The 13,341-nt window shown below is 59.2% G+C and carries 12 protein-coding genes; 8 read left to right on the forward strand and 4 right to left on the reverse strand.

The window, feature by feature from the left end; genetic code table 11:
- The first annotated feature begins 284 nt into the window (after positions 1 to 284).
- Positions 285 to 932, forward strand: a complete 648-nt coding sequence (locus AACY07_RS01220; RefSeq protein WP_339473156.1) for an AP2 domain-containing protein — start codon at positions 285 to 287, stop codon at positions 930 to 932.
- Here AACY07_RS01220 and AACY07_RS01225 read toward each other — a convergent pair.
- The 4 genes from AACY07_RS01225 to edd all read right to left on the reverse strand — a co-directional run bounded on the left by AACY07_RS01225 (position 901) and on the right by edd (position 5,978).
- Entirely contained in the window at positions 901 to 2,361 is a 1,461-nt protein-coding gene (locus AACY07_RS01225; RefSeq protein WP_339473158.1) for an ATP-binding protein, read from the reverse strand. The two genes, AACY07_RS01220 and AACY07_RS01225, sit on opposite strands and share 32 nt — an antisense overlap.
- Positions 2,351 to 3,082 carry a response regulator gene (locus tag AACY07_RS01230; protein WP_133077269.1) on the reverse strand — a complete coding sequence of 244 codons (732 nt, stop codon included), beginning with the start codon at positions 3,080 to 3,082 and terminating at the stop codon, positions 2,351 to 2,353. The genes AACY07_RS01225 and AACY07_RS01230 overlap by 11 nt, the downstream gene beginning before the upstream one ends.
- A gap of 116 nt (positions 3,083 to 3,198) precedes the next feature.
- Positions 3,199 to 4,155: a glucokinase gene (locus AACY07_RS01235; protein WP_133077268.1), complete on the reverse strand. Its 957-nt coding sequence runs from the start codon at positions 4,153 to 4,155 to the stop codon at positions 3,199 to 3,201.
- On the reverse strand, positions 4,152 to 5,978 hold the full coding sequence (gene edd, locus AACY07_RS01240; RefSeq protein WP_133077267.1) for a phosphogluconate dehydratase: 1,827 nt from the start codon (positions 5,976 to 5,978) through the stop codon (positions 4,152 to 4,154). Before edd ends, AACY07_RS01235 begins: the two co-directional genes overlap by 4 nt.
- A gap of 209 nt (positions 5,979 to 6,187) precedes the next feature.
- On the opposite strand from edd, the gene gap reads away from it, so the two are divergent.
- The 7 genes from gap to AACY07_RS01275 all read left to right on the forward strand — a co-directional run bounded on the left by gap (position 6,188) and on the right by AACY07_RS01275 (position 13,301).
- Positions 6,188 to 7,189 (forward strand): type I glyceraldehyde-3-phosphate dehydrogenase, encoded by a 1,002-nt coding sequence (gene gap / locus AACY07_RS01245; RefSeq protein WP_019822319.1) that lies wholly within the window; start codon positions 6,188 to 6,190, stop codon positions 7,187 to 7,189.
- Positions 7,190 to 7,193: 4 nt separating this feature from the next.
- The gene (locus AACY07_RS01250; protein ID WP_219262910.1) at positions 7,194 to 7,658 is read left to right on the forward strand and encodes a methylglyoxal synthase; all 465 of its coding nucleotides are present in this window, start codon (positions 7,194 to 7,196) and stop codon (positions 7,656 to 7,658) included.
- A 208-nt stretch (positions 7,659 to 7,866) separates the two neighbouring features.
- The gene (locus AACY07_RS01255) at positions 7,867 to 8,385 is read left to right on the forward strand and encodes an RNA polymerase sigma factor (protein ID WP_339473161.1); all 519 of its coding nucleotides are present in this window, start codon (positions 7,867 to 7,869) and stop codon (positions 8,383 to 8,385) included.
- Positions 8,386 to 8,484: 99 nt separating this feature from the next.
- On the forward strand, positions 8,485 to 9,390 hold the full coding sequence (locus tag AACY07_RS01260) for a FecR family protein (protein ID WP_339473431.1): 906 nt from the start codon (positions 8,485 to 8,487) through the stop codon (positions 9,388 to 9,390).
- Between the two features lie 118 nt (positions 9,391 to 9,508).
- Complete coding sequence (locus tag AACY07_RS01265) at positions 9,509 to 12,106, forward strand: TonB-dependent hemoglobin/transferrin/lactoferrin family receptor (RefSeq protein WP_133077262.1); 2,598 nt, start codon at positions 9,509 to 9,511, stop codon at positions 12,104 to 12,106.
- A gap of 111 nt (positions 12,107 to 12,217) precedes the next feature.
- Positions 12,218 to 12,826 (forward strand): biliverdin-producing heme oxygenase, encoded by a 609-nt coding sequence (locus tag AACY07_RS01270; protein WP_133077261.1) that lies wholly within the window; start codon positions 12,218 to 12,220, stop codon positions 12,824 to 12,826.
- A 55-nt stretch (positions 12,827 to 12,881) separates the two neighbouring features.
- Positions 12,882 to 13,301 (forward strand): YbaN family protein, encoded by a 420-nt coding sequence (locus AACY07_RS01275; RefSeq protein WP_339473163.1) that lies wholly within the window; start codon positions 12,882 to 12,884, stop codon positions 13,299 to 13,301.
- Positions 13,302 to 13,341 lie beyond the last annotated feature (40 nt).

Here is a 13,341-nt window from a genome sequence, read left to right on the forward strand (position 1 = left end):
ACCGTCTGCCCGCACGTAACGAAGAGACGCTCAAATGTCACAACCTGGTGACACAGAAGCAGGGTGAGGGCGTTTGGTTCCGAGGATATTTCAACGATGTCTGACTCTGCTTCCCTGTAAGCCATAAAGCTGCCCCAAAGCCACGTAAGGCATTTTCTGCGTTGACTGTAGGACGCATCCCGAAGTCGTTTTCCCACGTTGAACCTGTAAAAAACTTCAGCGAGTCTGCAACACATCGCCACGTTTCAAGAACGGATGCAGGCACCCATCAGGAGATGAGACTCATGCAGAAATATCGAGCAACGGCCCAGAACCACTGTTTCATTTGCCCGATGGAGTATCCGGACGGTTGCCGCTACGCCTGGAAACTGAACATCCGGCGCTCAGGCAAAGTGCATGTCCACCATTTCGACTTCGCCGAGTATGGCGGTGAGGCCGCGGCCCTGGATGCAGCTGAACATTTGCGCAACCAGTTGGTGCTGGAAATGCCCCAGCCCCTCACCTATGAAAATCGTCAACGCCTGACACGCCACAACACCAGCGGCCATCCCGGGGTCTACCGGGTGCACGCCAACCAGATCCATTACTGGCGCGCCACGACCCGCATTCACGGTTACAACCTGAGCAAGAGTTTTCGTGTGGATCGCTACGGCGATGACGAGGCCAAGCGGTTGGCGCTGCAAGAGCGCGAGAGGCAACTGACCCTGTGCAACGAACCCTATGACGTGGCCATGGAAAAACTGCAGCTGCACTTCAGTCAGACCAGCAGGCGGGTGCGCGAAAACCGTATCAACGCCGCGATGAGCAGTCACCGCCAGCCAAAGCCCATGATGGAAGTGGCCTCAGACCGCCCACTGGAACCCTTGCTACCCATCAGTGCCGAACAGGCGAGCCAGTCGATCAATCGCCATTTCGCGGCAAGTGCAAAGTGACCCGCAGGCCGCCCACGCGCAGGTTTTGCAGACTGACTTCACCACCGTGGCTATGGGCAATACTGCGGGCAATCCCGAGCCCCAGCCCGTAACCCTGCTGCTGCCCGGCCAGGCGGAAGTGAGGCTCGAAAACTTGCTCCAGGCGTTGCTCGGGCACCCCCGGTCCTTCGTCATCAACGGTCAGCACAAAGGCCTGCTCATTGTCATCGATACGCAAGTGCGCGTTGTTGCCGTACTTGAGGGCATTGTCGATCAGGTTGCCCATGCAGCGGCGCAGGGCCAGCGGCTTGCCGGGGTAAGGTTTGAGGGCTCGCCCCTGAAGGGTTACGCGACCGTTCCCCTGGGGGAGCAAATACGGTTCGATCAAGCAGTCGAGCAGGTGATTCAAGTCCACTGCCTCGATGTTTTCGTGAATGTCCGTATCTTTCACGCACTGCAGCGCACCCTTGACCAGCATCTCCAGCTCATCCAGATCGCGTCCGAACTTGTGCTGCAACTGCTCGTCTTCGAGCAGTTCGACCCGCAGGCGCAGGCGGGTGATCGGGGTGCGCAGGTCATGGGAAATGGCGCTGAACAACTGACTGCGCTCGGTCAGATAACGGCTGATGCGAGCCCGCATGGTGTTGAAGGCTCGCCCCACTTCGACCACCTCACTGCCGCCTCCGATCTCGACCGGCTTGACCTCATCCTCACCCAGCGACATGTCGCGGGCCGCCCGGGCCAGACGCTTGAGCGGGCGGCTTTGCCAATGCACCAGCAAGCCGATGAACAACAATAAAAAGACGCTGCTGAGCACGATGAACCACACCTGCAATGCCGGCAGTCCTTCTTCTTCGAGGCTGGTGTACGGCTGCGGCAACAGGGACGCGATATACAGCCACTCGCCCGGCACCATCTGGATTTGCGTCACCAGCACCGGTGGATTGACCGGCTCAAGCGTCAAGGCGAAATGCGCCCAGGAACGGGGCAACTCATCGAGCTTGAGGCCCGCATTGAAAATGCGCAGGTCCTGGGGGCTGACAAACGTCACCGACATGTCGACATCGGGTCCCACCGCCTCGCGCAACACCTTGTCCACGGCGTCCAGCACCGCCTGTTTGCGCTGGGTCGGCGGCAATACGGGCATGTCCAGGGGCCTGTCATTGAGGCTCACCACAAACCGTGTTCCGCCCATGCTGCGCAATTGATCCAGCACCAGCGGACGATAGGCCAGCGGCAAGGAGCGCAGGTAAGCCACGGTCGCATTCATCGAGTGCGCCATGCTGCGCGCACTGTTGACCAGCCCTTCGAGTTGCGTGGTGCGCAACTGCGACAGCCAGATCGCGCTCGACAAGGTTTGCGCCAGCAAAATGGCAAGCAACGTCAGCAGCAACATACGCCCCAGCAATGAGCGGGGCATGTGCCATTTGCGCAGGAAATTAAAGGTCATTGCCTGACAAGACCTGAGCCGCCAACTGATAGCCGCTGCCGCGTACGGTACGGATCAACCGGGGGGGCTTGTCGGTGTCGCGCAGACGCTGGCGCAAGCGGCTGACGGCCATGTCGACAATTCGGTCCAGAGGCATCAAATCCCGACCGCGGGTCGCATTGCCGATGGTGTCGCGGTCAAGAATCTGTTGCGGGTTATCCAGAAACAGCTTGAGCAACGAGAAATCAGCCCCGGACAGAATCACCTCTTCGCCATCGGTATGGAACAGTCGATGGGTCACGGTGTTCAGTCGCCACTCTTCGAACGCCAGGACTTCGTTACCCGAACTGGTATTGGCAAATTGCGCCCTGCGAAGCAATGCCTTGATTCGTGCCAGCAGTTCACGGGGGCTGAAGGGTTTGCCCAGGTAGTCGTCGGCGCCCAGCTCAAGGCCAATGATGCGATCGGCCTCGTCAGAACTGGCGGTGAGCATGATGATCGGGATCTGGGCAAAGCGCGGATGCTGACGCACCCATCGGCACAGGCTGAAGCCATCTTCGTCGGGCAACATGACATCGAGGATCAGCAGATCACTGGCGGCCCCATCAAGTGCTTCACGAAAGCCTGCACCATCGCCCACGGTACGCACCTGAAAACCGGCGCGGGTGAGATAGATATCAAGGAGTTCTCGAATTTCCTGGTCATCATCGACCAGCAAAATGGATTTGCCGGGTGCACTCACAGTGATGTTCCTTATTGTTTTTATCACGTCTGTGGGAGCGGACTTGTTCGCGATGCAAGCGACTCGATGTCTGCGCTATCGCGAGCAACCCCGCTCCCACAGTGTGTGCATGGCTTTTAGCCAAATGCCTGTTGCAACGCCACTCCCGCGCCGATCAATCCCGGATACGGTGCTGTCACCAGCCACACCGGGATGCCCTTGAGGTAGTCACTCATGCAGCCTTTGTCGGCGAAGCTGCGGGCAAAGCCGCTGGCCAGGAAAATATCGGCAAAGCGCGGGATGACCCCGCCCACGATATAGACCCCGCCCCGCCCACCGATGGTCAATACATTGTTGCCCGCCACACGCCCCAGCCAGCAACTGAAGTGTTCCAGCACCTGCAGGGCGACCGGGTCACCGGCCAGGGCCGCTGCCGTGATTGCACGGTCGCTGTCCAGCACCGGCGTATGGCCATCCACCGCGCAAATCGCCCGATAGACCCGCGGCAAACCGCTGCCGCTCAAAATGCTTTCAGCACTCACATGGCCAATTTCGTTGTAAATGTGCTGCCACAACTGCACTTCACGGGGGTTGCTCATGGGCAGGTCAACGTGACCACCCTCCCCCGGCAAGGCCATCCACTGTGCCTCACCCAGGTTCAGCAAGGTGCCCACGCCCAGCCCGGTTCCCGGCCCGATAACCACGGCGGGTCGTGTCGGGTCCGGGATGCCAGGGCACACCTGGCGTACGTCTTCAGGTTGCAGGCGGGTCATGCCCAGGGCCATCGCGCTGAAGTCGTTGATCAACAGAAGATTGTCGACCTGCAGGTCCTTACAGAACCCCGACCGGCTCAAGCGCCAGTGGTTGTTGGTAAAGCGAAACTCATCGCCACTCACGGGACCTGCCACTGACAGGCACACCGAACCCACAGCACCCAGGGCCAGATCCAGGTCGCTCAGGTAAAGCTTGATGGCTTCTTGCGGGCAGGCGAAATCAGCTGTTGCCAGCACACGAACCGAGCGCAGCTGGTCGTTATCCCACAACGCAAACCGGGCGTTGGTTCCACCAATGTCACCGACCAGTGCAAGCTTCATTTCAGATTTTCCAGAGACGAGGTAAAGGTACTCGCGCCCTGCTCGGCCGAACTGAAGGCCTGTCGCATGAACGCAAACAACTCACGCCCGGACCCAACGGCATTATCCAGAGTGCCGATTGCCGGGGTGCGCGCCGCGAATTCTGCCTCATCCACCAACAGTTGCAATGTTCCTTTTACGCCGTCCACGCGAATCATGTCGCCGTCCTGAACACGGGCCAGAGCGCCGCCGATCGAAGCTTCCGGGCTGACATGAATCGCTGCCGGAATCTTGCCCGAGGCGCCTGACATGCGTCCGTCAGTGATCAGTGCCACTTTAAAGCCCCGATCCTGCAACACACCCAGGAACGGCGTCATCTTGTGCAGCTCGGGCATGCCGTTGGAACGCGGGCCCTGAAAGCGCATCACGGCCACAAAGTCGTGTTCCAGCTCACCGGCCTTGAACGCATCGGCCAGTTGTTGCTGATCCTGGAATACCCGTGCCGGGGCTTCGACGATTTGATGCTCAAGCGCTACCGCCGAGACTTTCATCACGCCGCGCCCCAGGTTGCCTTCCATCACCCGCAACCCGCCCTCGGCCGAAAACGCACGTGCAACCGGACGCAAAATCGACTCGTCGAGGCTCTCGATCGGGCCTTCGCGCCAGACCAGCTCGCCATCCACCAGGAACGGTTCGCGGGTGTAACGGCTCAGACCGAAGCCCGCCACCGTGTTGACATTCTCATGGAGCAGGCCGGCTTCCAGCAGTTCGCGAATCAGGAACGCCATGCCGCCAGCGGCCTGGAAGTGGTTGATATCGGCCTTGCCGTTTGGATACACGTGGGACAGGGTCGGCACCACTTCGGACAGGTCCGCCATGTCTTGCCAGGTCAACTGAATGCCCGCGGCCATCGCAATCGCCGGCATGTGCAGGGTGTGGTTGGTAGAGCCGCCAGTGGCATGCAGCGCAACAATGGAGTTCACCAGGGAGCGCTCGTCGACGATTTCGCCCAACGGGGTGAAGTCGCCATTTTGCTTGGTCAGGCGAGTGACCTGATGAGCGGCTTCGCGGGTCAGCGCATCACGCAATGGCGTGTAGGGATTGACGAAAGAAGCACCCGGCAAATGCAGCCCCATGACTTCCATCAGCAACTGGTTGGTGTTGGCGGTTCCGTAAAACGTACAGGTGCCAGGGCTGTGATAGGACTTCATCTCCGACTCCAGCAGCTCTTCGCGGCTGGCCTTGCCTTCAGCGTAACGCTGACGCACGTCGGCCTTTTCCTTGTTGGAAATACCCGACGGCATCGGCCCGCCCGGCACAAAGATGGTGGGCAGATGACCGAAGCGCAGCGCGCCCATCAGCAGGCCCGGCACGATCTTGTCACATATGCCCAGCATCATTGCCGCATCGAACATGTTGTGGGACAGCGACACGGCCGTCGACAGCGCAATCACTTCACGGCTCAGCAGGCTGAGCTCCATGCCCGGCTCGCCCTGGGTCACGCCATCGCACATGGCCGGCGTGCCGCCCGCGAACTGGCCCACCGAGCCGATTTCACGCAGTGCTTTTTTGATTTGCTCAGGAAAGTGTTCGTAGGGCTGATGCGCCGACAGCATGTCGTTATATGACGAAACAATTGCGACGTTGGCGGCGTTCATCATCCGCAGGCTGTTTTTATCTTCAGCGCCACACCCGGCCACGCCGTGGGCGAAGTTGGCACATTGCAGCTTGCCGCGTTGCGGGCCGTCACTGGCGGCACCGCGAATAAGCGTCAGGTACGCCTCACGGGTGGCACGACTGCGGGCAATAAGACGCTCGGTGACTTCAAGAACGCGGGGATGCATGTGTTGAACTCCAGGCTAACGGATGTGGCGACCTGTACGTGTCCTATGCTGACCGAAGGGCTTTGAGGAGCGACTTCGACCATTCGGACCCGTTGATTCAGGTCACTCGTTGTAGATAAAACAAAATATTGCCACTTAAATGGCTTGTTTTCTATTTTTATGCGAATAATCTTGTAATTCCAACAACAAATCGATGGCAGGCGCTTTCCATGACTCTACGAATCGCAATCAATGGTTTTGGCCGGATCGGCCGTAACGTCCTGCGCGCACTGTATACCCAAGGCTACCGTCAGGACCTGCAGATCGTCGCAATCAACGATCTGGGTGACAGTTCGATCAACGCTCATCTGCTCAAGTACGACACGGTTCACGGCACGTTCGACGCAACTGTCGAGCATGATCAGGAGAGCCTGACGGTCAATGGCGACCGCATCAGCGTGACCGCCATTCGCAACCCGGCCGAACTGCCTTGGGCGGCGCTGAAAGTGGATGTGGTGTTTGAATGCACAGGTTTGTTCACAGATCGCAGCAAAGCTGAAGCGCATATTAGCGCTGGTGCCCGTAAGGTGATTATCTCTGCACCCGGTAAAAATGCCGATGCGACTGTGGTCTACGGCGTTAACCACGACATTCTGCGCCAATCCCACCAAATTATTTCCAATGCTTCCTGCACCACCAACTGCCTGGCACCTGTGGCGCAAATCCTGCACCGCGAGTTCGGCATTGAAAACGGCCTGATGACCACCATCCACGCCTACACCAATGACCAGAACCTGACCGACGTTTATCATTCGGACCCGTACCGTGCGCGCTCGGCCACCCAGAACATGATCCCGAGCAAAACCGGTGCCGCCGAAGCCGTGGGCCTGGTATTGCCTGAGCTGGCCGGCAAGCTGACCGGCATGGCCGTTCGGGTTCCGGTGATCAACGTGTCGCTGGTTGACCTGACCATCGAGCTCAAGCGCGAAACCACCGCGGCTGAGGTCAACGCGCTGTTCAAGGAAGCCAGCCAGCACTCCAAAGTTCTGGGCTACAACACCCTGCCGCTGGTATCGAGCGACTTCAACCACAACCCGCTTTCGTCGATCTTCGACGCCAATCACACCAAAGTCAGCGGCAAACTGTTGAAAGTACTGGCCTGGTATGACAACGAGTGGGGCTTCTCCAACCGCATGCTCGATAACTGCCTGGCGCTGTGCAACGCGGAGTAACGCGATGATCGGTATCAGCTTCACCACGGCCACCCTGGCGGCGCGCAAGCGCATCGCCCTGGTGGCCCATGATCACTGCAAGGGGTTCTTGCTGGACTGGGCCGAGCGCCACAAATCGGAACTCAGCCAGCACGACCTGTGCGCCACCGGCACCACGGGCCTGCTCTTGAGCCAACGCCTTGGGCTGCCGATCGAAAGCATGATCAGCGGCCCGTTGGGCGGCGATCAGCAGGTGGGCGCCAGGATCGCGGAGCAGCGGGTCGACATGCTGGTGTTTTTCTGGGACCCGTTTGAACCCCAGCCCCATGATCCGGACATCAAGGCCTTGTTGCGGGTGGCTGCGGTCTGGAACATTCCGGTGGCCTGCAATGAGTGCAGCGCAGACTACCTGCTCAGCAGCCCCCTGATGAGCCAGCCCCACGAATACCGCATCCCGGATTACAGCGCGTACCTCAAAGGCCGCGTCTGATTTGTTTTTTGTGGGAGCGGGCTTGCTCGCGATGGCCTCTGACCGGCCAGCCTGACCAGCCGGGTAGCCTGTATCGCGAGCAAGCCCGCTCCCACAGAATCAAGCCCGCCTCAAGGCAAGGGCGATTTCATGGCTTTTCAAAACAGCGCTTGACCAACGGCATAGATGATAAGCATTATCATTCGCTCAAAATCGGTCGGGTAGCACTGTGAGTCAGTCCCACTTCAATCAAGTCTTCCTGACCCAGCGGGTCACCTTGCTGCGCACGCTGGAGCGGATGGTCAATAACCACAGCACCGCCGAAGACTTGCTGCAAGAAACCTACTTGCGCGTGACGCGGGCCTTGAGCGAGCGCTCCGTCGAACACCTTGAACCCTTTGTTTTCCAGACCGCACGCAACCTCGCGCTCGATCATCTGCGCGCCCGGCGCATTCAGTCACGCACCGTCGTCGAAGATGTGCCGCTGGAAATCATCGAAGGCGTCGCCTCCCCTCTCAGCACCCCGGAAGAAGCCCATCAAGCCGCGCAATTACTGGAGCGTTTGAGTGTGAGCCTGAGCCAGCTAAGCGCCCGCCAACAGCGAATTTTCATCCTGAGCCGCCTTCATGGCTGCAGTTATCAAGAGATTGCCGAAGAGCTTGATGTGTCCTTGAGCACGGTTCAAAAGGAGCTCAAATTAATCATGGCAATCTGCATCGGGGTAGCCGACAGGCTGAATCGGCCTTAACCTTGACGGGCTATGCCTGTAAGAACGCTCTGTAACTGCCAAGGAACACCCGTGCCGGACACTCATAATTCTGCGCAAGACGTGCTGCAAGACAGCGCCATGGATCAGGCACTGGACTGGCTGATCACCCTTGAGTGTGCGAGCGACGAACAAAAAGCCGCCTTCGAAAACTGGCTCGATGCCGACCCTGCCCACGCCCTCGCCTTTGCCAAAGCCAATGCGATCTGGAATGGAGAGCCGGTTCTGGCTGCCGCACAAACCCTGCAAACCCGCCGCACGCCACGCCTGTTGCAACGCATCGGGCGGCACTGGAAGCACCTGGCAACAGCGGCGGTCGTGATTCTTTGTGTCGGCAGTTACGGCAATGTGCCCTTGCGACTGCAAGCCGATCATCTGACCGTGGTCGGCGAGCGCCAGCGCCTGCAACTGGAAGACGGTTCAAAAGTACTGCTTAACACCAACTCCGCGTTCTCCAGCAAAGTGGTCAATGCCCAGGCCAGCGCTCGCCTGTACCAGGGCGAAGCGTACTTCGAAATCCCGGCCGACCTGGAACTGCCCATGGTTCTTGATGCTGGCCCCGTGCGTGTCAGTGTGCGCGATACCGACTTTGCCGTGAGCTACCTCAATGGCGAAGCCCAAGTGCGGGTGCAACGCGGCGATGTTGACTTGCGGGTGAGCAGTGTCGGCACGCAAATGCGCTTGTCTGCCGGTAACAGCGTGCGCATCGGCCCCAACGGATTCAGCAAGACCGCCAGGCTCAACCCCCAGACCGACCTGGCCTGGGTTCAAGGGCGTCTGGTGTTTGAAAACTGCCCGATGGGCAAAGTACTGGATGAAGTGCGCCGCTATTACCCCGGATGGATCGTCAGCAACAACGACAAACTGGCCAGCATTGCAGTGACCGGAAACTACCGGCTCGACCAGCCGCTGGACATCCTGCGCTCACTCGCCCACATCACCTCGAGCAACATCTCGGAATTCCCCGCGCTGGTCATTCTTAATTAGTTGTAAGTTTTTTTACGCGATAGCCACAGGTCGTTCGTCTCGTTGTAGTCAATGCAACTGATTCGCATTTTGAATCAGCTTCGCAACTATAAGATTCGTTCACCACGGAGCGCTATCAATGCCCACTCGTTTCAACAGCCGGTCCTCATCCAACGTCCGCACGGGCGGTTTGCAGCAGTGCACGTTGTCGTTGTTGACCGCTGCCATGCTCCTGGCCGGTGTACAGGCGGCTCCCGTCATGGCCGCGACCGATGGGCAGTCGGCCACCCGCTCCGTGGGCAATTACAAATTCGCGATTTCCCAGCAGCCGCTGGCGTCTGCCCTGAACGATTTCAGCGCCGTCACCGGCTGGCAGGTCGGGTTGCCGGCAGAGCTGGCGCAGAATGTGTCCTCGCCCGGCGTACGCGGCTCCCTGCCCCCGGAAAAAGCCCTTGAACGTCTGCTCATCGGTACCAACCTGGGCTACCGCAAACTGGGCAACAACAACATTGTGCTGGAAAAGCGCAGCAGCTCCACCGGCACCCTGGCCTTGCAACAAGTGACCATCAGCGCCACTCGCCAGGAACAGGACGTGAACTCGGTGCCCAGCACCGTCACCGTCCATGACCGCCAGGAGCTGGACCGCGATAACGTCAATACCATCAAGGATCTGGTGCGCTATGAGCCGGGTGTCACGGTAGGTGGCGCCGGTCAGCGCGGCGGTATCAGCAATTACAATATCCGCGGTATCGATGGCGACCGGATTCTGACCCAGATTGATGGCGTTGAAATCCCCAGCTCGTTCTTCAACGGCCCTTACGCCAAGACCCAGCGCAACTACGTCGACCCGGAAATCATCAAGCGTGTTGAAATCCTCCGTGGTCCGGCGTCAGTGCTGTATGGCAGCAACGCCATCGGCGGCGCCGTCAGCTACTTCACCCTGGACCCGGATGACATCATCAAGCCGGGCCAGGATGTCGGTGCCCGCCTGAAAACAGGCTACAGCTCGGCCGATCGCAGCTGGCTGAAATCCGGCACGGTGGCCGGTCGTTCGGGTGAATTCGATGGTTTGCTGCACCTGAGCCAGCGCGACGGACATGAAACCAAATCTTATGGCGATCACGGCGGCACCGGCCTCTCCCGGACCGCGGCCAACCCCGAAGACGTGAAAACCACCAACGTGCTGGCCAAGGCCGGCTGGAACTACAACGATGACGATCGCCTGGCCTTCACCTACGAGAAGTACAAGGACCGTACCGATATCGATGTGAAAAGTGCCGTCGGTGGCCCGTTCAACAACGGCCAGCCGCTGGGCATGTATCGCTCCCGAACCGGCCAGGACACCATCACTCGCGAACGTTTCGGTGTGGAAAACAGCATGGTTCTCGACACCATGCTGACCGATCACTTCAAGTGGAGCCTGAACTACCAGATCGCCAAGACCGACCAGAACACCCTGGAAAACTACTTCCCCTTCACCCGCAATGTGATGCGCTCGCGCAACACTAAATATGAAGAAAAAATGTGGGTACTGGACGTCCAGGCGGACAAGGCTTTCCATATTGCCGACACCGATCACCTGCTGACCTATGGCGCCACCGTCAAGCATCAGAATGTCACCGGTTCGCGCAGCGGCTCGGGCACCTGCCTGGCAGTGGGCAGAGGCTGCACGGCTGTTGGCGCCAACAGCCCGAGCGATTATCTGGTCAAGTCCAGCGACTTCCCCGACCCGACCATCAACACCTACAGCCTGTTCGCCCAGGATCAGATCAGCTGGAACGACTGGACCTTCATGCCCGGTCTTCGCTACGACTACACCAAGCTGACGCCACACGTCACACAGGAATTCCTCAATACCGTCAACAGTGACCAGCGAGGCACGGTGAATGACGATGAAAAAGTCTGGCATCGGCTGTCGCCCAAATTTGGCGTGACCTACGCGTTCAACGATAACTACACGTGGTACGGCCAATACAGCGAAGGCTTCCGCACCCCAAGCGCCAAGGCCTTGTATGGCCGCTATGACAACCTTCAGGCGGGCTACACAGTCGAGCCAAACCCGAATCTGGAACCGGAAAAAAGCAAAAGCTACGAGACGGGCCTGCGCGGCAACTTTGAGGCGGGGTCATTCGACGTCGCAGTTTTCTATAACAAATACCGCGACTTCATCAATGAAGACGCCATCACCCCCGGCTACAACGAACTTGCGTTCCAGAGCAATAACATCAAGCACGCCACCATCAAGGGGGCTGAAGTCAAAGGCCGCTTGAACCTGGACGCCTTCGGCGCACCGCAGGGCCTCTACACCAAGGGTTCGGTGGCGTATGCCCACGGCCGCAACAACGACACTGGTCAGCCGATCAACAGCGTCAACCCGCTGACCGCCGTCATGGGCCTGGGCTACGAGCAACAGAACTACGGTGGTCTGGTGAGCTGGACACTGGTCAAGAGCAAAAACCAGGTCGACGACAACACCTTCTTTTCCCCGGATGGCACCAGCAAACAGTTCAAGTCGCCGGGCTATGGCGTGCTCGACCTGACCGGTTTCTACAAGGTCACCCAGGACGTCACCGTCAATGCTGGCCTGTACAACCTGACCGACAAGAAATACTGGAACTGGGATGACGTGCGCGGTTACGACAGCGTGGGCGAAGCCGGTGTGCTGAACCCGGCCAATATGGAGCGCTTGACCGCTCCGGGCCGCAACTTCGCAATCAATCTGGTCTGGGATATCTGACCGCGCGCCTCACTGCGCAGACTTTTGTTCTGCGCAGTGAGGATTTTTTACTGTGATCCGTCTTCCTGATCGTCTAGTTACAAAGCGCATCTCATTCTCAAGGATATTGGCATGACCACTCCAGATTCCGCACCGCGTCCTTCCGAGCGCTCCAAGCGCCTGACCCTCGCCACCCGTGAGACTCACGACACCCTGGGCGAGAAAGTCATGGGCCGCGACCCCTTTGGCAGCCTCGAAAACTACACCCACTTCGCGACCGCCCAGTACCTGTTCCTGACTGAGCTGGCCGCGCTGCACACCGATCCACGCCTGACCCAGCACATCCCCAACTTGCCTGAGCGCTGCCGCGCAGAGCAAATCAAGGCTGACCTGATCGACCTGGGCGTCGAGCTGCCGACCCCGGTTGCCGGCGCGGTCAATGCACCGAGCAAGGCGCAGGCACTGGGTTGGGTATTTGTGTCCGAAGGCTCCAAGCTGGGCGCGGGCGTATTGATCAAGCAAGCCCGCCTGCTGGGTCTTAGCGAAACCCACGGTGCCCGTCACATGGGCGAACCTGCCGAAGGCCGTGGTCGTAACTGGAAGAGCTTTATCGAAATGCTCGACAGCGTCGAACTCACCCCAGAGGAAGATGCCGAGCTGGAACAAGCCGCCAACGATGCCTTCAGCCGCTTCACCTTCCTGCTGGAACAGACCTACGTGAAACAGCCAGAACTGGCTTAAGCTTGTTGCCCGGCCAGCACTCGCTGACCGGGCGTCCTTTACGCGTCTTGAGCTTATGACCCGCCAAACCCAATCCTCGTCGAAAATCGCGCGCATCCTGTTCGGCTTGCTGGCCTACGTGAGCCTGGGCATTGGCTTGATCGCGATTGTGATTCCGGGCCTGCCGACCACCGAATTCATTTTGCTCGCCGCCTGGGCCGCGACCAAAAGCTCTCCGCGCCTGAGTGCCTGGCTGGAAAACCACCGATTGTTCGGCCCTATCCTGACCAACTGGCGCAACGGCAAGATCATCAAGCGCAACGCCAAAATCAGCGCCACTGTCAGCATGTTGTTGTGTGCCGGCTTGATGCTGTACGTGCTCGATCACGGATGGCCTGTTTTCCTCGCCATTGCCGGCATGAGCCTGGGCAACCTGTGGATCTGGTCGCGGCCGGAGAATATGCCCGCAACCATTGCGACGACTAAACAGCTGTAGTCGCTGCCGCAGGCTGCGAGGGGATCGCAGGGTTTTCGAG

This window comes from Pseudomonas sp. RL_5y_Pfl2_69 (genome assembly GCF_963970465.1).
GTDB lineage: Bacteria > Pseudomonadota > Gammaproteobacteria > Pseudomonadales > Pseudomonadaceae > Aquipseudomonas.